The organism is Thermostichus sp. MS-CIW-34 (assembly GCF_054060435.1).
The window spans coordinates 23,010-45,372 of the sequence record NZ_JBSSDE010000004.1; the positions used below are offsets into that span (position 1 = coordinate 23,010).

At 56.8% G+C, this 22,363-nt stretch carries 17 protein-coding genes and 1 CRISPR repeat array (1 of these 18 running past the window's edge); of the genes, 10 read left to right on the top strand and 7 right to left on the bottom strand.

Going from position 1 to position 22,363, the window contains the following annotated elements; translation table 11 throughout:
- Positions 1-880: a CRISPR direct-repeat array (repeat unit 36 nt; unit sequence GTCGCAGACCTTCCCAGAAGGTAAAGGTGTTGAAAC); it begins 1,219 nt to the left of the window's first position.
- A gap of 141 nt (positions 881-1,021) precedes the next feature.
- Positions 1,022-2,578, top strand: a complete 1,557-nt coding sequence (locus tag ACVWYY_RS02230; protein ID WP_457439485.1) for an RAMP superfamily CRISPR-associated protein — start codon at positions 1,022-1,024, stop codon at positions 2,576-2,578.
- A gap of 296 nt (positions 2,579-2,874) precedes the next feature.
- On the opposite strand, the gene ACVWYY_RS02235 is transcribed toward ACVWYY_RS02230, so the two are convergent.
- From ACVWYY_RS02235 to ACVWYY_RS02255, 5 genes are all read right to left on the bottom strand, one after another.
- Complete coding sequence (locus ACVWYY_RS02235; protein ID WP_414407019.1) at positions 2,875-3,525, bottom strand: Rho termination factor; 651 nt, start codon at positions 3,523-3,525, stop codon at positions 2,875-2,877.
- Positions 3,518-4,843 (bottom strand): AAA family ATPase, encoded by a 1,326-nt coding sequence (locus tag ACVWYY_RS02240; protein WP_457406788.1) that lies wholly within the window; start codon positions 4,841-4,843, stop codon positions 3,518-3,520. Before ACVWYY_RS02240 ends, ACVWYY_RS02235 begins: the two co-directional genes overlap by 8 nt.
- 56 nt (positions 4,844-4,899) lie before the next feature.
- A complete protein-coding gene (locus tag ACVWYY_RS02245) occupies positions 4,900-7,107 on the bottom strand; it encodes a phosphoketolase family protein (protein ID WP_457439488.1) in 2,208 nt (735 codons plus the stop codon).
- Positions 7,108-7,141: 34 nt separating this feature from the next.
- Positions 7,142-7,816 carry a cysteine hydrolase family protein gene (locus ACVWYY_RS02250; protein ID WP_457402424.1) on the bottom strand — a complete coding sequence of 225 codons (675 nt, stop codon included), beginning with the start codon at positions 7,814-7,816 and terminating at the stop codon, positions 7,142-7,144.
- Positions 7,817-8,137: 321 nt separating this feature from the next.
- Positions 8,138-9,106, bottom strand: coding sequence for an isopenicillin N synthase family dioxygenase (locus ACVWYY_RS02255; RefSeq protein ID WP_457402422.1), 969 nt, complete (start codon positions 9,104-9,106; stop codon positions 8,138-8,140).
- A gap of 590 nt (positions 9,107-9,696) precedes the next feature.
- Between ACVWYY_RS02255 and ACVWYY_RS02260 the strand changes: the two genes are divergently transcribed.
- From ACVWYY_RS02260 to ACVWYY_RS02290, 7 genes are all read left to right on the top strand, one after another.
- Entirely contained in the window at positions 9,697-10,167 is a 471-nt protein-coding gene (locus ACVWYY_RS02260) for a hypothetical protein (protein WP_414331929.1), read from the top strand.
- Between the two features lie 146 nt (positions 10,168-10,313).
- A complete protein-coding gene (locus ACVWYY_RS02265; protein ID WP_457402421.1) occupies positions 10,314-11,384 on the top strand; it encodes a leishmanolysin-related zinc metalloendopeptidase in 1,071 nt (356 codons plus the stop codon).
- A gap of 142 nt (positions 11,385-11,526) precedes the next feature.
- Positions 11,527-11,805 (top strand): hypothetical protein, encoded by a 279-nt coding sequence (locus tag ACVWYY_RS02270; protein ID WP_457402419.1) that lies wholly within the window; start codon positions 11,527-11,529, stop codon positions 11,803-11,805.
- Positions 11,806-11,865: 60 nt separating this feature from the next.
- Entirely contained in the window at positions 11,866-12,213 is a 348-nt protein-coding gene (locus ACVWYY_RS02275; protein WP_457402417.1) for a hypothetical protein, read from the top strand.
- Positions 12,213-13,112: a DMT family transporter gene (locus ACVWYY_RS02280; protein ID WP_457402415.1), complete on the top strand. Its 900-nt coding sequence runs from the start codon at positions 12,213-12,215 to the stop codon at positions 13,110-13,112. Before ACVWYY_RS02275 ends, ACVWYY_RS02280 begins: the two co-directional genes overlap by 1 nt.
- Positions 13,113-13,462: 350 nt before the next feature.
- Positions 13,463-14,575 (top strand): glycosyl transferase, encoded by a 1,113-nt coding sequence (locus ACVWYY_RS02285; protein WP_457439490.1) that lies wholly within the window; start codon positions 13,463-13,465, stop codon positions 14,573-14,575.
- Positions 14,576-14,629: 54 nt separating this feature from the next.
- A complete protein-coding gene (locus ACVWYY_RS02290; RefSeq protein ID WP_457439492.1) occupies positions 14,630-15,955 on the top strand; it encodes a class I SAM-dependent methyltransferase in 1,326 nt (441 codons plus the stop codon).
- 141 nt (positions 15,956-16,096) lie between these two features.
- Here ACVWYY_RS02290 and ACVWYY_RS02295 read toward each other — a convergent pair whose 3' ends face one another.
- Positions 16,097-16,792 carry a hypothetical protein gene (locus ACVWYY_RS02295; RefSeq protein ID WP_414330153.1) on the bottom strand — a complete coding sequence of 232 codons (696 nt, stop codon included), beginning with the start codon at positions 16,790-16,792 and terminating at the stop codon, positions 16,097-16,099.
- 256 nt (positions 16,793-17,048) lie between these two features.
- Between ACVWYY_RS02295 and ACVWYY_RS02300 the strand changes: the two genes are divergently transcribed.
- Together ACVWYY_RS02300 and ACVWYY_RS02305 are read left to right on the top strand one after the other, a co-directional pair.
- On the top strand, positions 17,049-18,119 hold the full coding sequence (locus tag ACVWYY_RS02300; RefSeq protein WP_414350481.1) for a glycosyltransferase family 4 protein: 1,071 nt from the start codon (positions 17,049-17,051) through the stop codon (positions 18,117-18,119).
- A 131-nt stretch (positions 18,120-18,250) separates the two neighbouring features.
- The gene (locus tag ACVWYY_RS02305; protein WP_457402410.1) at positions 18,251-20,416 is read left to right on the top strand and encodes an amylo-alpha-1,6-glucosidase; all 2,166 of its coding nucleotides are present in this window, start codon (positions 18,251-18,253) and stop codon (positions 20,414-20,416) included.
- A gap of 129 nt (positions 20,417-20,545) precedes the next feature.
- On the opposite strand, the gene ACVWYY_RS02310 is transcribed toward ACVWYY_RS02305, so the two are convergent.
- On the bottom strand, positions 20,546-22,312 hold the full coding sequence (locus tag ACVWYY_RS02310; protein ID WP_457402472.1) for an ABC transporter substrate-binding protein: 1,767 nt from the start codon (positions 22,310-22,312) through the stop codon (positions 20,546-20,548).
- Positions 22,313-22,363 lie beyond the last annotated feature (51 nt).

Consider the following 22,363-nt stretch of genomic DNA (forward strand, 5'->3'; position numbering starts at 1 on the left):
AACCCAGAGCACATAACCGTCATCATCAACCGTCGCAGACCTTCCCAGAAGGTAAAGGTGTTGAAACTGTTCTTCAGTGAGCTTGGTTGCACCTTTAACTGGCAGTCGCAGACCTTCCCAGAAGGTAAAGGTGTTGAAACTCCACCGCCTCCTCGGGCCAGTCATTAAACTTTTGGGGTCGCAGACCTTCCCAGAAGGTAAAGGTGTTGAAACTCGATCTGCCCTACCCAACGCTTCAGGTATTCCTCCTTTGCGTCGCAGACCTTCCCAGAAGGTAAAGGTGTTGAAACTCGGCAACTGGTTTGCCGGGAACACCGTAGAAGATGGCGGTCGCAGACCTTCCCAGAAGGTAAAGGTGTTGAAACAACTTCTCTGAATCAAAGTTGTCAAACTGTTCCATCACAGGTCGCAGACCTTCCCAGAAGGTAAAGGTGTTGAAACTGTTTGACTACCAGAGGTTTCTCAGTAACTACACGTCCAGGGTCGCAGACCTTCCCAGAAGGTAAAGGTGTTGAAACTGTTCTTCAGTGAGCTTGGTTGCACCTTTAACTGGCAGTCGCAGACCTTCCCAGAAGGTAAAGGTGTTGAAACAGTTAGACATTGACGAGGACTTTCACTTGGTCAGCTAGTCGCAGACCTTCCCAGAAGGTAAAGGTGTTGAAACATAGTTGTATGCAAAGAATCGACAATACTGTAAAATGTCGCAGACCTTCCCAGAAGGTAAAGGTGTTGAAACTCCTCAACAACTCCTGGAAAGGGATGTCTATTGACAGTCGCAGACCTTCCCAGAAGGTAAAGGTGTTGAAACACAGGACGCTTGTTTGGATAACGTACCAGGAAAGCAGTCGCAGACCTTCCCAGAAGGTAAAGGTGTTGAAACACGAAGCCGTTCGCCACTTGCAACGTGTAGGAGTTGCCGGTCGCGGACCTTCTCAGAAGGTGAGGGGGCTAAAATGCCCTATGAATTCTAAAAGTCCTCTCGTAGGTTGTCTCAGATTAAAACAATGGAGGATCCTAAACAATGCGCAAACTTTTACCTGCTGAACGTCCCCGCTGGTATGGACTGAAAGAAGATCCCAAACATGTCGATAAAGAATGCGGCTATACCCCCCAAACCTCCGACATTACCGACAGTCGGGCTAATAGAGATATTACGGAAGCCTGGAATGGAAAGCCCTGCTTTGCCCTCAACAAAACTAAAGATCCACGCACAATATCCATCGGCGATCTCAAGCTGATCAGCCCCCTACAAATTGGCGGGGGTAGCTTTCCTGAAGGTGGGATCCTTCCAGCCCAAGCAGCCGGAATACCCTGGATCCCTGGCTCAAGTGTGAGAGGATCCTTGTTGCACTATCTGCGAGAACATTGGGACAGGATCCCGGCGAATGAGCAAGCCTTTTGGCGGACGCTACTGAATGAGAATCAAACCGCTTGGCTACCCAGAAAGATCCGGTTTGAGAATCTCTTTTTGGAGAAATCTAACCTCAAGCCTTATCCACTTAACCCTCAGCAACCTTGGCAAGTTTTTAATCAAAGGGATCCAAAGTTGGGTGTGCAATGGCAAATCCCTGCCGGAGAAGGCATGAATGCTCCCAAATATGCTCTCAACATCACCCTTAAAGAGATCCCGACCGAAGAGCAGAAAAGCTGGGTTACTCAGCGGATGAAGGAAATGTTGCGCCATCAAGGGCTAGGACGTGGGATCCATGCAGGATTTGGACGGATAGCAGAACGGATCCCTGTGGGGCAATGGACGATAGAGTTACAGGGGATGAAGCCCTGTGTGCAGCAGCATAAAGTTGAGAGCGGTCAGGTGACGCAACAAGGGCAATATCGTTGGAGTCCGCAAGTTTTACGGGCCAATCTGCGGGGATGGTTTACTCGTTTGGCCTTGCCTTTGTTGGGAATACAGAACACTGAAAGGCTAACTAACAAAATCTTTGGCGGTTTGGGTTGTCCTGCCGATTTGGTGCTGTGTAGCTACAAAGCCTCGGATCCATTGCCTGCTCTCAGTATTGAGGATGGGTTGGCCAATGGCTACGCCAATATACCTGCCCGTGACGCCCATGAAACCTGGGGGATCCAAGTTGAATGCAATGAGCCATTTCAGCCCTTGATTGGCGATCTGCTGAACCTGGCCCAACAACTGGGCGGACTTGGCCCTGGCTGGAGAAGACCCCCGCATCAACTCACCAGCTTCCGAGGCTTTCGGGGCAGCCAATTTACCCTCAGAAATGTCAAGCCCTTGCCATTGGCTCCGTTGATCGACAGCCTCAAGGTTCAGATCAGAAGTTTGGCCGGACAATATGGGATCCCGGTTTTAAGTCAGCCTTATCTGGGGACGGGGTGTATCTTCAGCATTTGGGAATCAGAGGATCGCAAGGCTTGGATGGAGATTGTACATGGGGTGTGTAGTACCAAGACCAACCCTCGACCGGATTGGTGTGGCAGCTCAGAGCATCGACCCTCTGGGTATTCTGTTAGGGAACTCAAGGATCGGTGTCGGATTACAGTGCTGGATCCCGATGTGGTGCCAACCTTGAAAGACATAGGGTTTCAACAGATCTGGAGCGCTTGATCACGGCCTAGGATCCAGGCGATAAGGGGGGGATCCCTGTGGTCAAGATAATACCGGACGGTTTGGGTCAGGTCGATCTCCAAGATGCTGGTGATCATCCTGTGCATGAGCTCCAGATGGATCCGGTCGTCCTAGGTAAGCAGAGCATACCTGCCATGGAGGCTGTTGTTGAGAGCGGCCAAGGCTGTTTGGGTGGCAGTAGCCATTCAAAGGGAGGCTTGAGGCAGGCATCCCACAGCAAGCGGAGTCGGGCCTCGGTGATGTGGAGAGGAGAATATGTTTTTGAGGGATCCCTTTCAGCTCTCTCCCTCTGTTTTTTTCCGCGAGCGAGTTGAGGTCGCTTTCTTCGCGCCAGCGGATGCCGCAGATCTCTTGGATGATTTCTTCAGAGTAGGGGGCAACGCTGTAGGAGTTACGAAAAATACTTCCGATAGGGCATCCAGTTTTTTGCCTCGCGTAATTTTGCACCCAAGCTTGGTTATGGGGGTTAAGTCCTGCCACCAACTTCTATCCGCCTCTGCAATCCGGGCAGCTGCAATGGTTACATCGACTCCCTTGAGGGGACTGCTGGGTTGCTCGGCTAGGTATCTTAGCGCAGCCAAGATAGTCTCTCTCGATGTATTGGTCAAATTTACCTTCGGAACAATTTCTTTGGCGAGAATCTGGGCCTGCTTAACCTGCTCTGGATCAGGATCGACAACGATACACCATAGCCTTTCCAGTCCCGCTTCTTGAGCAACTGCATAGACAAAATGGTTACCAATGGCTTTGTACTGATAGTCGCCAGCCTCGACCACCAGCAGAGGAACCCAGTTGTGTCCTCCTGTCGCCCTTAGCTGATCTGCGGCTGCGGCAACAAGGAAGGAGGGAGCAGAAAACCCATCGGCGGGCGTAATGCTCTCAAGGGGTAAGTTAACCAACCTACCTAGATCTGAAAACTCACTCATCGATAAAGTACTCACGGGCAAGACTCTGGTAGTATTCTAAAACTCTCCTGTCCCTAAAGACGGCAGGAATTCGAGCAAAGCTTGCAGAGGATATCACTGCATAGTCAGGTATCCTAAAAATGCTTTTGTTTTCATTACCTCTCTTAAAATGCGGCCAGAAATATGGACGTAGATCTACACTTTTCTCCTGGTTGATAAGCTTATCTATCTCTTCGTTAGCTAGTTTAATAGTGTATTCACTTCCCGAAGAGACGCCGTTGAAAAAGATAGGCAAAGTCCTGGGGCCGCCATCCTGTCGTGACTTAGCAGTTTCTGGAACAAAGCTGGTGATTACTCTAGCAGCATTATTCAGGGAAGACAGATCGTCGGGGCGGGTAGGTATCAAAATAACGTCGGCGGCAAAGACACCACTCTGGCTAAAGTAAAGCCATTGAGTTGGGCAGTCAATTAGGATGTAGTCATACCCATTGCGAAGAGGGGCAATCAGATCTCGAAGGCGTCGGGTTCCCTTTTGGATATATGCTAGCGACTGGCTGTCGGTCAACGTCTCCAGCTCAGGGTCTCTTGGGATAATGTCGAAGATGGAAATACCCCTGAGTCTATATGTTTGGACAATGGCATGGACGTCTATTTTGGGATCCTTTAAACATTGCGTCAGTGTAATTTTTCCAGGAGTGGCTCCCAAACTTCTTGTCAGATCACCCTGAGAATCAAAGTCAACAACTAAGACCTTTTTTTTCTTGGTTGCTAGTGTTGCCGCAAGGTTAATGATCGTCGTTGTTTTGCCTACGCCCCCTTTATTGTTATACACGCATACAGTCAGAGCGCGCTCATAGTTTTCTATCTTGTCTCGCAAGTTACGCACTATGCTCTCAATGTTATCTGAGCTAATATCAAGGTTTGCTGTAGCGGGGTGAACGACTTTTCCGTGCTTCCTCCAAAGCTGGATGTTATTTGCATTGGTGATAATTCCCCATTTTGCAGATTTGCAGTTCTTGGCAAGCAAGTAACTTTCTATCTGACAAACTACATCTCTATAGCAAGATCCTTCTCTGAGATTAACTGCTCTAGATTTTGCCTCCAAAAGCAAGTAGGGATTCTTCGGGGATCTAAAGAAAATATCTTCAGGATCTCCGTTCTTTCTTGCTGCGAGATCGACCTGGCCGCAACCTGTCTCGAATTCATCTCTAATTTCCGAGTCGTCAAAGCCAAGCGCCTGCAGGAGAGGAACAGCAAAGTGTTGGACAACAACTCGCTCTACCCTCTCGGTGGGAGATATCCTCTCAAGCTTCTCTCGGAGAGAGCTAGCCGCAGTCATAGGAAAAAATAGGAAAAAATAAGGTGGACAATGCTAACCAAGCTAAAAGCTTGCCCTCAGCATAGCAGTTGCTTGGCTCGTTCTGCTAGTGCTTGGGCTGTCAGGCCGTTGTAGTCCATCAATTCGGCGGGGGTGGCGGTGGTTTCGCCGCGTTTCCAAGCGAAGAAATCCCGCGGGCCGACATAGCGCAACATCAAGGGTTCGAGCATCAGGCTAGATCCGCCTGTTACCCCAATGAGGGCCTCGCCGGCAAACCAAGCGGCAAACTCCTGGTCGGACATGAATTCCCCATCTGGCTGAGCACAGGTGGACCAAGCCACGTCGCCGGGGCGATACAGACGGCGGGGGTTAATCACCGAGACGATTTTGCAGCCGATCCCTTGGGCTTGGAGCTGCTCAGCCGCCTCGAACACGGGCAGGAGAATCATATCCCCCACCACGGCAAAGACCACGGTGCGGGATCCAGGAAGTTCCTGAAGGACGGTGCAGCCTTGCTCTACTGCTTGGCGGGCTTGTTCTAGGGTGGTGCGGATGGGCAGGGGGGTTTTGCTGGCGATGATAGGGATCCCTTTGTTGCAGGTGGATAGGGCCCATTCGTAGGCAGCTTGGGCACAGTTGGCATCGGGCGGGAAGAGGGGGAAGACGTTGCCGTTGCGCATCATGGCTGCCAGGTAGGCCTCAATTTCCGGGCGTTGGTGGGTCCAGCCGTTACGCCCCTGTTCCAGAGCGCCGGCAGTGAAGAGGGCAATGGCCGAGGGGGTGGGCCGGCGCAGCTCCGCCATGGCTTGGGTTACCGTCTGCCAGATGGGTAGGCCGTTGACGGCAAAGGACTCGTAGGAGCACCACAGGGAGCGTCCGCCGAAGAGGGCTAGGCCCGCCGTTAGCCCCGCGCAGGCATCTTCGCTCAGGGGTTCGTAGACCTGGCCTTGGGGCTGTTGGTTGTATAAGGGATCCACCGTGGGGTGAATCACCTTGAGACCTTGGTTCACATTGGCAATGCCGGAAGCTTCGTTGCCGTCGGCATTGGCCACCAAAAAGTCGGGATCCTTCTGCCCCACCTGCACCACGAGGGATCCGATGGCCGTGGTGGAAACCTGCTTGTCCCCTAGGGGAAACTCCGTTAGGTTTAGGGATGCCAAAGGCGGCAAAGGCCGAACGAACTCTGTAACCGCCACCTTGGTGGCTGGCCCCCCGGCGGCCCGTTGGCAGTTTTGTCGCACCAGGGCCCAAGCTGCCGGATGTAAGGCCCGCGCCCGCAGAGCCGCCACAATGTCCGGGTGATCCAGGGTGTGGTGGCCGTAGAGGTTGTGGGACTTGGATCCCTTGGCATGTACCCCAGCCCCCTTCAGTTGCTTGAGGATGAAAACCGTTAATTGTCCGCTCAGGGCTGATTGGATGGCTCGCTCCATTTCGATCAGCACCCTTTGGGCAAAGGCAAGGCGGGCTTCTAGGGAAAACTGAGTGCTATCGACATAGGGGCCGGGCTGCTGGGCATCGTCGAAGTCTTTGGCATCCACCAACACCACTTCCTCAAAGCCGTTGCCCCGCCAATACTCGGCCATCTGGGCGTTGCTGGCGGTGGAGATCATGCTGTGGTGCTCTTGGCTGTAGCCATTCCAAACCAGCACCGGCAGGAAGTTGGTGCGCTGCGGGAAAGCCGTGTGGAAGTGAATCATGGAGCTCATCACATAGGGCTCTCCCAGGCCGCCATCCCCAATCGTGACCGGGAAGAGGCGATCCGGGTAGAGTAATGCCCCCGCCATGGCAAAGTGCTGCCCCTGCCCCAGCGGCCCAGCCGGCGCCAGCAGCCCGGGAATGTAGCCAGAGAGGTGACCCAACAGCCCTTCCCGCTCTCGAAAACGGGCCCGCAGGTCGGCGACGGTGTGGATGCCCATCTCGGCCAGGGATCCATCCAAGAACATGGCCGCGTAAAAGCCCGGCGCGTGGTGCCCGACTTCGGTGGGGATGTTCTTCTGGCCCAGGTACACCAGAGCGGCATAGGCTTCTGCTTGGCTGGCAAATCCGCCCGGATGGCCTGAGGCTTTGCTGGCGGTCATTTGCAGGGTGAGGTAGCGCAAGGCATCGGCATAGAGCAAGGTTTGGTAGGCGGCCATACGACTGCCGGGATCCCTCAGCTTCCCGGTGCCGGCATCCACTGCAGGGGCCTGGCCCAGGCGGTCAAATTCCGGCCAAGGATCCCCGAAGTACTGGATCCCTTCGCAAAAGGCGGGGACTTGGGCAGTTGCCTCCTGAGCCAGTGTCATCGGTTCAGCCTCACGCTTGTTGGGTTATTCACACTCACTGTAAACCCGATAACGCTTTTTGGATGTTCTGAGCAGAACTCGTCCAGCCGACGATGCCCCCTTGCGCCCGGATCATCTCCAGGGTGGCTTGCTTGAACTCTGGGAAGTAGCTGGCGGTGCAATCTTCCACCAGCAGGCACTCATAGCCGCGGTCATTGGCCTCGCGCATTGTGGTTTGCACGCAGACTTCTGTGGTTACCCCGGTGAACAGCAGGTGGGTGATGCCGCGCTTTTGCAAGATTGCTTGCAGCTCGGTGGCGTAGAAAGCCCCCTTGCCGGGTTTGGGAATGACGATCTCTCCCGCAATCGGGGCAAGCTCAGGGATGATGGCGTTGCCCGGCTCTCCCCGAATCAAAATCCGCCCCATAGGGCCTTCGTCCCCAATGGTCAGGGATCCCTTGCCGCGTTTGCGCTTGCTGGGCGGGCAATCGGAGAGATCTGGCTGATGACCCTCTAGGGTATGAATGACGGTTAAGCCCTTTTGACGAAAAAAGTCCAGCAGCCCCTTCAGGGTGGGCACAATGGATCCCAGTTGGGTGACATCGTTGCCCAACATTTCCCCAAAGCCGCCCGGCTCCAGGAAATCTCGCTGCATATCGATGATCACCAGGGCCAACTGAGACAGGCCGGGAACTTCATACTCGTAGGGCAGGGCTGGGATCCGAACCATAGAGCATGACTCTAGTCAATAATAAGCTCAACTATACTGAAAATAATGTATAATATGTTCAGTACGGATTACTACCAGTTGATCTTTCTGTTTACTTTCGAGTCTGCCAACATGGTAGCCAAAGCAAAGCAGAAAATTGGTAGTAAGACGACACGGAAACTGCGCTTTGGGTATTCTACTCAAAGCTTTGCGGGATACCGCCATTCTGTTTGGACTCCGTCCCGCTAACGCGAATGGAAACAAACAGAATGCTATCGCTGCATAGTTGAACAGTGATGTTCAGCAGTGTTCAGCGTAAATGTATCAGACCCCCAGTTGGGATCAATGCTGGGGCGGGGATCCTGCCTCGGCCAGGCCGATTTCCCTCAACCGCTGGGCCAAGTATTCTCCGGCAGTCAGGGAAGGAAACCGAGGGATCCCGCCGGTGCGGGCCACACAAGTCGGCAAGGGTGTGAGATCCACTTCTGCACGCGGATGCACAAAGAAGGGAATGGAAAAGCGGCGCTCTTGGGGGTTGTCGGGGTTGGTCACCCGATGGGTGGTGCTGCGCAGCAGGCCATTGGTGAGGTTTTGCAGCATATCCCCAGCATCGACAATGATCTGACCGGGCAGGGCCGAAATGGGCAGCCAAGATCCATCTCGTTGCAGAAGTTCTAGCCCTGGTGCGGTGGCTTCACACAAGAGCGTAATCAAGTTGATGTCTTCATGGGCTGCAGCTCGTAAACTCTGGGGAGGGGCTTCAGCAGGGATCGGCGGATAATGAATCACCCGCAAGAGATTGGCTCCTCCTTCCGCCGCTTTGGGCAAGTATTCGGCAGGCTCCCCCAGATACAGAGAGACCGCCTGCAACAGGCCCTGGGCACAGGTTTCCAATTGGGCGAACAGCTCTAGCATCACCCTGCGAAATTGGGGCACCTCCCGAGGCCAGATGTTGGCAGGAAGGTGGGGATCCCCTTCGCGCCCGATGTGCCAAAACTCTTTCATGTCAGGATAGGGATGATCTTTGGCGTGTTCTTTGCCAAAGGGGGTGTACCCTCGTTGCCCCAGCAGCGCCGGATCCTCATAGGCTCTCTTGGTTGGCTCTGGCAAAAGAAAAACGGCTTCTGCGGCTTCATAGGCTTCCCGGATCAATTCCGGCGATAGGCCATGGTTAACCAAGGCAAAAAAGCCAATCTGTTGCAGCGCTTCCCCCACCTGGCGGACAAACTGCTCCCGCTCACCTGACGTTCCGTTTTGAAAGGCGGCAAAATCGACAACCGGCAGAGTCTGGCGTTGGGGAGTGGTTACCACGGCAAAAGTCGTCTCCGGCGAAGAGTCAACGCTATTTCTAGGCAGCGGGCTTGGTGTCCTATGCTATCCTTCCTAGGGGGACAAGGGGAGAGGTTTGAACCGAAGATGATCTGTTCGGGGCCCATCTGCGATATCTAGAGTCTAAAGCCGCTCGGCTATTCACCTTCCCACAAGATGTAGGTAAAACCCTGCCAAACCTCTGTTGCCTTTGCCTGGAGATTGCACCTTAGTAGTGATTAGTAGTGACCTGTGCCCTTTTCGGGAAGGCTGTGATAGAGTCGATAAAAGCAAAGTTATGACTGGGTTTTCCCCAAGAGCAGTCTGAGCGCTGGGTAGGCGAAATGGAGGGAGTTGTTCTGTTGTTGCAGTGGCTTAACTTGGTAAGGCAGGGCAGGCTACTTCTTCCCTCTTTAGCCGATTAAAGTTTTTGTGAAGTTAGGGATTAAGTTGGGGTCTCTGTTGCTTGTCAGCTATAACCGCGCCTAGAATTGCCGAGGACTGATGTTTTCGGAGATAGTTTGCAGACACTGTTGATGTTGCTTTCCTTTTGCCTACTCTCAATCTGTTGACCTTTCGAGACCGACTGCTCTATGACAGACACTCATCCCTGTGCCCCCTGTATTGTGAATACGGGAACTCTGGTCAATAAGCGGGATATTTACCGACTCCTATCCGATTTGGCCCGTGTTCGCTACTTCGATATTGTCGATGGCTCAGTGCGGAAGCAAGGGGAAGGCTGCGTGGTGGATGTTTTTCAGGATCCCACTGCTGCCACACTGGTGGTAAACCGTAGCCTCTACTTAAATGTGAACAGCTTTGACTATGCCTGTCTGCGGGATCCCGCTTCCGAAGAAGAGATTGCCAACCTGGGCAAGGAGCAGCCGGGCGTGGTTATCGACTTGGTTCAGGACGGACGTATTCTGCGCTTGGTTCCCCTGGTGGAGCCGCGTTCGGATCCCGAGGAGCTCTTGGGGGATAACCAGGCGCTGCGGGCAGCGGTGGATGTTTTGGCTGCGGGCTGGGGCATAGAAGAGGAAAACTCTTCCGACTCCTCAGATTGAGAGATCCTGACCTGAAAATATAGACCTCCAAACCCATCTCTTCCTGGCCTTGAAGTTGACCGGTGCGGTGTGACGCAAATCATGCTCGGGAGGATGGTTGCAGCCGGTATGATCCACTTGGGTCATGGAGCTTTTTGGGAGGTGGTGTGAATTCAAGGCAGCGACTGCTTTTGGGCAGAGTGTGGGGCCTGCGCCTGCTTGGATCCCTGGTGGCTGTGCTTCTGGTACTGGCGCTCAAGGCCTGCGGGGGAAGTGGTAGCTCCTCTTCTGTAGGTGTCATTCCCACTCCCATTCCAACCGTCATTCCCACCTCTACTCCAACTGTCGTTCTCACCTCTACTCCGACTGTCATTCCTGCCCCTTTGCCCTCGCCAACGACTGCGCCTGCTTCCCAGTTCACCATTGACGTTCGCTTTCCCGACAACAGTCTCACCCCCACCCAGCAGTCGATCGTCCGCAATGCCGCTCTGCGCTGGCAACAGATCATCGTTGGTGACCAGCCGGATCTGCCCCCCACCACCATTCGGGCCGACGAATGCGATCGAGGGTTTCCCAGCACGCCACTCAATTTCCCCATCGACGATCTGCTGGTGGAGGTGCGGGCCAGAAACCTCGGCGACGAGCGAATTTTGGGGGGAGCTGCTCCCTGTTTTGTGCGGGCCTCTAACGGTCTGCCTTTTTACTCCGTAGTTCTGTTCAACAGTCAAAATCTATCTGCCCTGGAAGAACGAGGGGATCTGCCCATTACCGCCCTGCACGAGTTGGGCCATGCCTTGGGCTTTTTGCCCATCGTCTGGGATCCCAAGGGGCTAACGGTGGGCTTGGTGAGGCGGGATCAGCCTACGCCCCCTGGCTACGATCCCCGCTTCATCGGCCCCAGGGCGGTCAGCGCCTTCGCCACGCTGGGAGGAAACGCGCCCTCTGTTCCTTTAGAAAACGAGTTTGGGGAGGGATCCCGAGATTCCCATTGGCGGGAGAATGTCTTGGGCCGCGAGCTGATGACCAGCCGCATCGACCGGGGGGTAGCCAACCCCTTAAGCATTCTCACCGTCGAAGCAATGGCAGATATCGGCTATGAGGTGAATCCGGCAGCGGCGGATGGCTTTGCTTTGGGGCGCGGCAGGGGGGTCTCTCAACCTTTGGAGCTGCAAGAGCTGGAGTTGACCCTACCCCTACAGCGATTTGACGCCGAGGGCAGGCGGGTGGGGGATCCCTGAGAAAAAGAGCATATTTACTCATGGCCAAGAGGCTACCTTTTAACAATAATGAAGGTCGAGTTGTATAACTTCACAACATCGACATAACATCGACAAGTTCTCAACATCGACAAGTTCTCACCTCATCTCTTTGCAATTAGCTATGGGTATCCTCAAGAAGCTTTTCGGCGGCCTGTTCTCCTTTTTCGGCATTCTCTTCGGCGGCTTGGTGGATTTTGTTACCGGGCCTTTTCGTTCTGCACCAGCTTCTCCCAGCTCTGCTCCTGCGGCTACAGCTGCCCCTGCCAACAAGCCCAAGGTGGTGGTGGAGAAGCCTTTTGTGCCCAATGAGATCTCGGCTCCGCGTCCTAACCGTCGCCCTGGCCCGGCTTTGGATGTGTTCCGGGCTATGGTTCAGGAGATCCCTTCGGCGCGGGCTTAGTCTGCCCATCTTCGGGAGCAGCTCGTAAGATGGAGGTGACACCGCTGGAGACTGCTCTCTATGTCCGATCTCTCTTTCTCAGAACAAGAACGGCTGAAACAGCTTGAGCGTGAACTGGAGCAGGCGGCGGCGGCCTCTGGGGAGTCGGGAACATCCGTTGCGTCTCAGGGGAAAAGTGCCGTCCGAGCTTGGGTTGAGACTTGGGGGCGTCCACTGGTGACGGTCTTCGCCATTCTGGGCTGTATTCTTCTGGTCGGGCTGTTCTTCCGGGTTTTCGGCACCGTTCTCAGGTGGGCAGTGGTGGCGGGGCTGGGCTATCTGCTCTATGCCTGGGTGGTGGCACCGCGGCTGGGCCTTCCCACCGGAGCTAAGTCGAAGCCAGAGGACAGCAATCTCGACAGCTTTTGATGCCTAGGGATCCCTGGCGAGCCTATGTTTACTTGGCGGCGGCCATCTTGGGCTGGGCCACGGCTGCCAGCGCTTTTAAGTTTGGGTTGCGGTACCTGTCGCCGACGGTTTTGCTGATTTTTTCGGCCTTTAGCTCTTGCCTGATCCTGGGGATCGTTTTGGTGGTTACAGGGCGGGCGAGGTTGATCGGCAGGCAGAAGGGATCCCAAATCCGCCTGTCGGCCCTTCAGGGGCTGCTCAACCCCTTCGGCTACTATGGGGTGTTGTTCCAGGCTTATGACCGTCTGTCGGCTCAGGCGGCGATGGCTCTGAATTACACTTGGCCGCTGGTGCTGGCTCTTCTGGCGGTGCCGCTGCTGGGAGAGCGCTTCCGTTGGCGGCTGGTGTTGGCCTTGGGGGTGAGCCTGCTGGGGGTGGTGCTGGTGGCTACGGGGGGATCCTGGGGCACCTTGCAGGTGGAGGATCCCTGGGGGGTGCTGCTGGCGGTGGGCAGCTCTGGACTCTGGGCGCTCTATTGGCTACTCAATGTGCGGGATGGGCGAGATGCGGTGCTGAAACTATTCATGGGGTTTCTCTTTGGCAGCCTCTACGGTCTGCTGCTGCTGCCGTTGCAGGAGGTCTCTTGGAGCCTTGCCGGGCTGGGTTGGGCGGCTTACATTGGTCTGGCGGAGATGGGCTTAACTTTTGTGTTTTGGCTGCGGGCTTTGGAGTTGGCGGGCCACCGGGGATCCCTGGCCAACTGGGTGTATGTGACGCCCTTTTTGTCGTTGGGGTTGATTGCGGTGCTGTTGGGCGAGACGATTGCGCTGGGATCTGTGGTGGGCCTGGGCTTGATCTTGGCGAGTAACCTGTGGGGATCCCATAGGGAAAAGCCCCCCGCGGATCCTGTTCTGTCCTGAGGCGGTTGCGTTCGCGCCAGCGGGACGGAGTCCTATCGCGTTAGCGGGACGGAGTCCTATCGCGTTAGCGGTGCAGAGCATGCCTCTAACCCCCAAAACCCTGAACTTTGCTGAATTTACTGAGCTTTAGGCGGTTTGGCAAAAGTCATTGAGAGGGATATAGTAGACCAAGTTTCCCCCTGATCCTTGAGTCCACCGCAACGGTTGCCGGGAAGTGAAGGGGGAAAGCGCTCGGGGGGTATTCCTCAGGGCTTTGCGGGATACCGCCTTCCTGCTCAGAGATAGGCAGGATGCGATCGCTTCTTTCCTGAACCATGTTCAGGAGAGTTCAGCGTGAATGTATCAGCACAATGAATCCCGTTCCTCTCTATGTGGCGGCAACAGCTCACGGGTTTGGGCACGTTACCCGTCTGGCGGCGGTCGTGAATGCTTTGCTGCGGCGGGATCCCCATGTTCTGCCCATCTTTGTTACGCCGGCTCCCCGCTGGCTCCTGGAGCGTTACGTGGAGGGGAAGTTTCTCCATCGGCCGCGGGCGTTGGATGTGGGGGTGGTGCAGCCGGATGGGCTGCAAGCGGATCTGCCGGCTACGTTGGCTGCCCTCAAGGCGTTTAAAGCCAGCGCTGCGGAGCTTGTTCGAGAAGAAGCGGATTTCATTCGAGCCCAGGGGGTGCCTTTGGTGTTGGCGGATGTGCCGCCCATTGCTGCGGCGATTGCCCAGGCTGCCGGGATCCCTTGCTGGATGGCCAGTAATTTTGGCTGGGATTTCATCTATCAGGAGTATGGCCCGGAGTTTCAACCGTTTGTGGCCTGGATCCAGGAGCTCTACGGGCAGTGCGACCTTCTATTTCGCCTGCCCTTTAGCGAGAGCATGGTCGCGTCAGCGGTGCGGAGCACTAGCGCCTTCCCGCGTCAGCAGGAGGTGGGGCTGACGGGATCGGATCCCCGCTACGGGCCGGAGGAGGTCGCCGCCCAGTTGGGGTTACACCCGGAGCAACCCAGGGCTTTGTTTACCTTTGGCGGGCTAGGGGTACGGGGGTTTCCTTACGAGCGGCTCCAAGATTTTCCCGACTGGCAGTTTCTCACGTTTGATCGGGAGGCTCCTCCCTTGCCCAACTTGCGGGTTTTGGATGGGCAGGTGTGGCGACCGGTGGATGTGATGCCCCTCTGCCGCTGGGTGGTGTCCAAGCCGGGCTATGGCACTTTGGCGGAGGCCCTGCGCAGCCGCACACCTATGGCCTGTGTTACCCGCTCTGGGTTTGCCGAGTCGCCGTTGCTGGTTGAGGGTCTGCAGCGCTACGGCTGGCATCGCATCCTCTCCCCAGAGGAGTTCTTTCAGGGATCCTGGGACTTTTTGCAGGATCCCGCCCACCCACCCCAGAGGCCGGATGGGTTGGATCTGCAGGGGAATGAAACCCTGGCTGCTGCCTTAGAGGCATTCCTGCGGGGAAGGGATCGCGGGTAGGATAGGGGGCAGCTTTCTGCAGCGGATCCCTTCACGGTAGCGGTGTGGAGCCCTATGGCCAGCAGCTCGTTCGGGTCAGCGGTGCGGAGCACTGCGGAATCTTTGCGGCAACTGTACGAAGAATTGCCCTACCCCAATGTGGCGATTGAGGCCTCGGGCCGCAACGCCATTGACGGGTTGTACCGCCTAAGTTTGACCACCGCCCAATACGCCCGCACCCGCGCCATTGTGCCCAGCGAAGGCGCTCTCATTTTGAATGCCGGCTGCGGCTCGGGCTGGGAAACGTTGATCTTGGCGGAGGCCAATCCGGGGGCGCGGCTGGTGGTGTGCGACCTGTCGGCAGAGTCGGTACGGGTGACGGAGCGACGCTTGCGCTACCACGGCTTCGGGGAGGTGGAGTTGTATGTTCTCGACCTGTTGGATATCGAACAGTTGGGGTTGGAATTTGACTTCATCAGCCTTAACGATGTGCTCTATCTGCTGGACGATCCGGTGGCGGGGCTAAAGGCGCTTAAGCGGGTTCTCAAACCTGACGGGATCCTGCGGGCCAACCTGCACCACGCCTACCAGCGGGAGGTGATCTTTCGCCTACAAGAGGCGTTTCGGCTGCTGGGGCTGTTTGATCTACCCACTCCTGAGGCCTGTCAGCGGGTACGGGAATTCATGGCCAGTTTGGCCTCAGACGAACTGCGAGCTGCCTTGCGCTGGAACCCTGAGATCTACAAAGACAACACCAACATCCGGGCCAACTACCTCTTGCCAGGAGACAAGGGCTTCCTGATCCCCGACCTGATGCGCATGCTCGAGGAAGCTGAGCTGGGCCTGGTTTGTCTGGTGGACTATGCCGACTGGGATCCGGCGCTTTTGTTCAAAGAGAGGGCCATGCCCCCCTGGCTGCAAGCCGAGCTGGACAAACTCTCGCCTGCCGACCAGAATCACTTTTATGAGCTGATCTACCCCAACCATCGCCTCATTGACTTTTGGGCAGAACACCCTGGCTCTTCCTTGGTCTTGCCCTGGAGCGACGCCGATTGGCTGGGGGGCAGAGTGCAGCTCAACCCCATCCTGGCCGACAACGTCGAATTTCGCCAAAACTTTGCCAAAGCTCACGAGAAAAAGCTGGAGTTTGCTATGAATTGGCCGGGATCCAGCTATGGGCGTCTGACCATCTCAGCCCCTCAGATGGCTTGGCTGGGATCCCTGTTGCAGGGGCCAACGCCGGTGAAGGCCATGATTGAGCAGGCAGCTCAGGTCAACACGTTAGAGCCGGAAGCGGCCCGGGAGGAAGTGCTCACCTACCTGGCGGGGCTGGAGTCGTTTTTGTTTGTGATGTTGGATCCTGCACCCGTTCCAGGAGAAGGAGTTTTTCCAATCGCTTGAGATCCCCGAGCCTTTCTCCCAAGGGTAGAGGGAAGCCAATGGGCCGGTTCACGGCAACTTGGAACGACTATTGAGGGATTGAGGCTCTGCCGGGCTGCAAGAACGGTCTTGGGCAGATGTCAGATGGGGAGGGATCCCTCTCTAGCGATCCACCAGGCGCAGCTCGAAGGTGAGGATGTTGGCAGCCAAAATCTCCAAAGCCCCGCCCTCGATAAGGTCGCGAGTGAGGGCAGCTCCGGAGCCACTTTGTTGGATCAATTCGCGGCTGCGGCGCACCGTCTCTTGTCGCTGGGGATCATCCACAACCACCTGCCGCTGATTGGACAGGCTGAGGCGATAGAAGTTGGGCAAATCTCCCCGGGTGGCATCAATGGCCAGATTGGTCTCTTCGGGGGCCACACGGAAGGGGGCGCGAGCGGTGAGCAGAGCCACCTGAATATCTTGATCCCGCCCATCGAGACCCTGCAGCTCGGAGATATCGATCTGGAAGTTGAGGGTATCGCGGTCGCGGGTGAGGCGATTGACCCGTACCTGGTTAAAGCCGACCGCAAACTCTCGTTCCGGCTCTCCAAACCGCTGGATGGTGGCCTGCAAGACCGACTCTTCGTTGAGGGGGGTAACCCGAATGAGGTAATCCCAGTCCCGCACAAAGGTGTACTCGTTGGGCCCCACACGGACGTTGGGATCCACCAAGTTGGCGGTGGGGCCAGGGCTGCCGGCCCGGCTGAGAGCTACCATGTACCAGTAGTTGGGGCTGATGGGCAAGCCCAGGGTCATGCGTACTTCCAACACTGGCCGCGCCCAAGCGGCAACAGCTGTGAGGGCCGTTATGGCCATGGCTCCCAAGCAACTCCACAGCCAGCGCTGAGGAGGAAAATTAAGCTGCGGCGGGCAAGAGCAAGTGATGGCTGGGGTTCTCATTCAAGCCTCTTCAACTCTCCGGCAGGTGGCGGCAGCCTGAACTCCTTTCCTGCTCGCTCTGGAACAGTCTAGCCAGGAATGGCGTGCCCTCAACAGGGGATCCCAAGGGTCGGCGGCGGAGCGCCAGCAGAAGTTTTCGTTAAGCAGTGATGATTCGGTGTGGAGGATAGCTATGCGCATTGCTCAGATTGCCCCTTTGCATGAGAGTGTGCCCCCCAAGCTCTACGGCGGCACCGAGCGAGTTGTGTCTTGGCTCACCGAAGAGCTGGTGCGGCGGGGGCATGAGGTGACGTTGTTTGCCAGCGGCGACTCCCAAACCCAGGCTCGCCTCATCCCCTTTCGGGAGCGGGCTTTGCGTTTGGATCCCACGGCCATCGACACAGTGGCTCCTCATGTTTTGATGGTCGAGAAAGCCTTTCAGATGGCCGACGAGTTTGACATTATCCACGGCCACATCGACTACTATCCCTATGCCCTGGCCCGTCGCCACCCGCAGGTTTCTTTTTTGGCCACCCTACACGGGCGACTGGACATTCCGGAGCTGCAGCCCCTCTACACCGAGTTTCAGGACATTCCGGTGGTCTCCATCTCCAACGCCCAGCGGCTGCCGCTGCCCCAGGCCCGCTGGGTGGGGACGGTCTACCACGGCTTGCCCCTGGATCTCCACCGTTTCTATCCAGAAAAGGGGGACTACCTGGCCTTTTTGGGCCGGGTCTCCCCGGAAAAAGGGCTGGACACGGCTATTGAAATTGCGGCGCGGGCAGGGATGCCGCTGAAGGCTGCTATCAAGATCGATGCGGTGGATCGCCAGTACTACGAGTTAGAAATTAAGCCTTTGGCCAGTCGCCACCCCAATGTGGAGATCATAGGGGAAATCACCGACCAAGAGAAAAGCGAGTTTTTGGGCAAGGCCTATGCGGTGCTGTTTCCCATCCGCTGGCCGGAGCCCTTTGGGCTGGTGATGATTGAAGCGATGGCCTGTGGCACGCCGGTAATTGCCACCCGTTTTGGCTCAGTACCCGAGGTAATGGCCGACAGGCGCTCCGGCTTTATTGTCGACTCGGTGGAGGAAGCAGTGGAGGCTGTGGAGAAGGTGGGATCCCTGAGCCGAGCCGGGGTGCGGCAGGTGTTTGAGGAGCGGTTCAGCGTGGAAAGAATGGTGTCGGACTACGAGGCTCTCTACCGCCAACTGGTGAACGAGCGGCAGGAGATGTCGCGAAGAAGGCAGCTTAATAAGGCTTAGATGGGCCAAGTAGCAGCTAGGGCTGCTGGGCTGCATCGGGGGGCCCCTGCTTCTTCGCCTTCTTTGAGTGGACCGATAGCAGTAAGCTGTTCGCGTAGGAGACCGGCTGGATAGGGATCGAGAAGACCGAGATGGCAGAAGACATCATCCAAATTCAAGATCAGTACTACATCCGGGCCAGCGCCTCTTGGGTGGAGGCACGCTCTCATGTTCTCAAGCATGACAACTGCTTTGCCATCTTTGACCGGCGAGGGAACATGCGCCCCCTCGGCATCCGGGATCATGGCCTCTTCCGGGACGACACCCGCTTTTTGTCCCGCTGGGTGTTGGACTTGCAGGGAAAGCAGTTCCTGCTGCTCAGCTCAGAGGTGCGGGAAGACAAAGATATTTTGGCGGTGGATCTGACCAACCCGGAGTTCACCACCTCAGAGGGGCAGTTTATCGGTCAAGATACTCTGCATGTTTTACGGACTACTTTTTTGTGGAACAACGTAGCCTACGAGCGCATTCGCATTCACAACTACGGCTCGGAGCCGTTTCGCGTGCCGATTACCCTGCGCTTTGAGGCGGACTTTGCCGATATTTTTGAGATCCGGGGCATCCGACGGGCCCAGCGGGGTCAAGTGCTGCCGGCCCAGGTGACCCCCGAGAGGGTGGTTCTTCGCTACCGCGGCTTAGATGGAGTGGAGCGGCAAACCCAGTTGCAATTTTTGCCGGCGCCGGAGCTAGTGTCGGAGAAGCTGGCGCAGTGGTGGGTGCCTTTGGCCCCGCAGGAGGAACGGGATTTGGAGCTGAGGGTGATCTGCAGCTACGGCGGGGAGGAGATTGCCCCTTTGACCTACCAGGAGGCTCTGCAGGCGGAGCGGGAGCAAAGGGCTTCCTTGCGGGCGCAAGCCCACCGGATCGACACCGGCAATGCTCAGTTTAACGATTGGCTCAACGCCTCACGGGATGATCTGCTGATGATGCTCACCCGCACTCCCTACGGGCTTTATCCCTATGCGGGGGTGCCTTGGTTTACCACGGTCTTCGGGCGCGACGCCCTGATCACCGCCCTGGCCACTCTCTGGTGGTTTCCAGACTTGGCGCGGGGGGTGCTGCTGTATCTGGCGGCCCACCAGGCCCAGGAGGTGGACCCCAGCCGCGATGCCGAGCCTGGCAAGATCCTGCACGAGCAGCGGCGCAGCGAGATGGCCAAAACCCGCGAGATCCCTTTTGGCAACTATTTTGGCAGCATCGACTCCACCCCTCTGTTTGTGGTGTTGGCAGGACGCTATGTGCAGCGCAGCGGCGATCTCGAGCTGTTGCGGCAGTTGTGGCCAAACATCGAAGCAGCCCTGCACTGGATGGACACTTACGGGGATCCCGATGGGGATGGCTTTCTGGAGTACGCGGGCAAAGCTCACCGGGGCCTGCGCAACCAAGGCTGGAAGGATTCTGAAGATGCCATCTTCTACCCGGACGGATCCCTGGCAGAACCCCCCTTGGCCCTGTGCGAGGTGCAGGGCTATGCCTACGAAGCTAAGCAGTTGGCAGCAGAGATGGCGGAGCTGCTGGGGCGGCAAGAGCAAGCAGCCCAGTTGCGACAACAAGCGGAAAAGCTGCAGCAGCAGTTTTGGGATCACTTCTGGTGCGAAGAGTTGGGGGGCTATGCCCTGGCTTTGGATGGCCAGAAGCAACCCTGCCGGGTGCGCAGCTCCAACATGGGCCACTGTCTGTTTTCGGGGATCGCCCATCCCGAGCACGCCGCCCGCATTGCCCGGCAACTGCTGGAGCCAGCTTTCTTCAGCGGCTGGGGGATCCGCACGGTGCCGGAGGGAGAGGGCCGCTACAACCCCATGTCCTACCACAACGGCTCCATCTGGCCCCACGACAACGCCTTGATTGCAGCAGGCTTATCTCGCTATGGCTTCAAGGGCGAAGCGGTGCGGGTCTTGACAGCGCTGTTCGATGCCAGCCAGTTTCTGGAGCTGAAGCGGCTGCCTGAGCTGTTTTGTGGCTTTCGGCGGCGACAGCGGGAGGGCCCCACCCTTTATCCGGTGGCCTGTCTGCCCCAGTCTTGGGCGGCGGCCAGTGTGTTTTTGCTGCTGCAGGCTTGTCTGGGGCTGGAGATCGACGGGCTGGCTCAACGGGTACATTTAACCAAGCCCACTCTGCCCCTGTGGCTGCCCCATGTCATTCTTGAGAATGTGCAGGTGGGCCAGGGATCCCTGGACATCGGTCTCTATCTGCAGTCAGGAGGGGTGGGGATCAACATTCTCAGGAGTGCGGGGGACGTGGAGTTGACGGTGAAATAGTTGCAAAATTCAAGACATCCGCAACACAACCTACAACTAAGTTTCACCTGCCAAATGTGGCGATAGGGACACAACTCAACAGTTCAGACAGCCTCTCCCTATCCCACATCACCCACATCATCAGAAGTTCTACTCTTGAATGTAGAGCTGATCCAAATTCCACAATGGCCCCAGAATGGGTCGGGGATCCACCCCTTGAATGCGGTTGCGCAGGGCTGAGAGAACCAGGGGGTTGAAAGTGCCAATTTGGGGCAGCTGTTCCTGAATGATGATTTGAAACCGGTCGTAGAGGGCCTTGCGCTTTTCAAAGTCTAGCTCCCGCACCCCTTCGATAAAGATGCGGTCGATCTCCCGTTCCCAATCGCTCACCTCAACCCCTTCTGCCGGGTTGCCGGGCAAATCTCCCAGATTAAAGAGGTGCAAACGGCCATCGCTGCGCCAGATGTTGGAGCCGTTGTTGGGTTCGGTACCGCCGCCGCCAAAGCCCAGCAGCAGGGTTTCCCAGTCGCGGCTATCGGTGCGCTGCACCAGGGTGTTGAAGGCGATGGGGGTAAAATCAACGGTGATGCCGATCCGCTCCAGATCAGCTTTGATCAACGCGCCAGTGGCCTCCCGCTGATTGTTGCCGGCGTTGGTGAGCAAGGTGAAACGGACACGGTTGCCCTCGGAATCCCGCAGGTGGCCCTCAGCATCGTAGGTGTATCCGGCATCGAGGAGCAGTTGCCGCGCTTTTTCAGGGTTGTAGTCGTAGGTGGGCAAGCCCTCTTCGGGGCTGAGGTAGAAGGGGCTGGCGGGGGAAAAGACCGAGTGCTGGATCTGGCCCAACCCTTGCAGGACGCTATCGACGTAAAACTGCCGGTTCATGGCGTGGGCCACCGCCCGGCGGAAGTTCAAATCGTTAAACCAGCGGCTTTTGACGGGATCCACAAAAGGCCGCCCGGTCTGGGGGTTACGGGCGCGGCTGAGGTTGAAGGCAAAGAAACTGTTGTTCAATGTCTGGCCGAGATTGTAGATGGTGAACTGATCCCGTTCTTCTTCCCGCTTCAAGAGCTGAAAATCTCTCCCCCGCACCGAAAACACGTCGGTCTCGCCGGAGCGAAACTGCAGCAGCGCGGTGTCCTCTGAGTCCACAATGCGCAGGATCACCCGTTCAATGCGCGGGATCCCTTCCCCCTTCCAGTAGTAGGGATTGGGCCGGTACACCAGCCGCTGGCCGGGGGTGTATTCCTGCATGACATAGGGGCCGGCCCCCACCAACTCCTGCACCGGCGTGTCGATACCCCAGGTTTGCAAGAAAAGGGGGTTGCCCCGGCTGTCCAACTGCTCGACAGTGGGCTCGAGGATGTGCTTGGGCAAAATAGGGGATCCGGCCTGCAGCAGAAAGGGAGCGAAGGGCTCCGGCAAAACGAACTCAATCCGCCGCTCGTCCAGCGCCCGCACCTGAGGCAGTGCTCCAGCTTCCCCAATTCGCTTCACGTCCCGCGAGGAAGTCGGGATCCGCTCGTCGAAGATGATGCGGTTGAAGGTAAAGTCCACATCTGCTGCCGTCAGGGGCTCTCCATCCGACCAGCGCAGCCCTTCCCGCAAGGTAAAGACATAGCGCAAGCCGTCCTCAGACACTTCCCAGCCTTCCGCCAGCTCCGGTTTGGGCAAGAGGGTATCCTCATCCAAGGTGACCAAGCCCGCCTCCAGGTAGGCGATGGCGTCGCGGCTGGAGCTTTCGGCGGCCAGATAGGTGTTGAAGGTTTTGGGATCCGAAGTCACCGTGGCAACCAGATGGGGGGGGCGGGTGGGCGTGGCACAAGCGCTGAGCCAGAGCAGAAGGATCCCCAAGAGTAGAGGGACAAAAAGGCTTCTCTTGAGCTGGTCTGTTGAGGTGCTGTTTTGGCCCACCATTTCCTTTGCCAAGTTGTCGTTCCAAGCAGGTTTGAGACGGCCCGTTTCTGT

Bases quoted from the DNA above. Each gene is read 5' to 3' on its own strand.
- ACVWYY_RS02290 (WP_457439492.1), top strand. From the start codon at position 14,630: ATGGCCAGCAGCTCGTTCGGGTCAGCGGTGCGGAGCACTGCGGAATCT.
- ACVWYY_RS02260 (WP_414331929.1), top strand. From the start codon at position 9,697: ATGACAGACACTCATCCCTGTGCCCCCTGTATTGTGAATACGGGAACT.
- ACVWYY_RS02310 (WP_457402472.1), bottom strand. From the start codon at position 22,312: ATGGTGGGCCAAAACAGCACCTCAACAGACCAGCTCAAGAGAAGCCTT.
- ACVWYY_RS02295 (WP_414330153.1), bottom strand. From the start codon at position 16,792: ATGGCCATAACGGCCCTCACAGCTGTTGCCGCTTGGGCGCGGCCAGTG.
- ACVWYY_RS02280 (WP_457402415.1), top strand. From the start codon at position 12,213: ATGCCTAGGGATCCCTGGCGAGCCTATGTTTACTTGGCGGCGGCCATC.
- ACVWYY_RS02270 (WP_457402419.1), top strand. From the start codon at position 11,527: ATGGGTATCCTCAAGAAGCTTTTCGGCGGCCTGTTCTCCTTTTTCGGC.
- ACVWYY_RS02285 (WP_457439490.1), top strand. From the start codon at position 13,463: ATGAATCCCGTTCCTCTCTATGTGGCGGCAACAGCTCACGGGTTTGGG.
- ACVWYY_RS02250 (WP_457402424.1), bottom strand. From the start codon at position 7,816: ATGGTTCGGATCCCAGCCCTGCCCTACGAGTATGAAGTTCCCGGCCTG.
- ACVWYY_RS02230 (WP_457439485.1), top strand. From the start codon at position 1,022: ATGCGCAAACTTTTACCTGCTGAACGTCCCCGCTGGTATGGACTGAAA.
- ACVWYY_RS02240 (WP_457406788.1), bottom strand. From the start codon at position 4,843: ATGACTGCGGCTAGCTCTCTCCGAGAGAAGCTTGAGAGGATATCTCCC.
- ACVWYY_RS02300 (WP_414350481.1), top strand. From the start codon at position 17,049: ATGCGCATTGCTCAGATTGCCCCTTTGCATGAGAGTGTGCCCCCCAAG.
- ACVWYY_RS02235 (WP_414407019.1), bottom strand. From the start codon at position 3,525: ATGAGTGAGTTTTCAGATCTAGGTAGGTTGGTTAACTTACCCCTTGAG.
- ACVWYY_RS02275 (WP_457402417.1), top strand. From the start codon at position 11,866: ATGTCCGATCTCTCTTTCTCAGAACAAGAACGGCTGAAACAGCTTGAG.
- ACVWYY_RS02245 (WP_457439488.1), bottom strand. From the start codon at position 7,107: ATGACACTGGCTCAGGAGGCAACTGCCCAAGTCCCCGCCTTTTGCGAA.
- ACVWYY_RS02305 (WP_457402410.1), top strand. From the start codon at position 18,251: ATGGCAGAAGACATCATCCAAATTCAAGATCAGTACTACATCCGGGCC.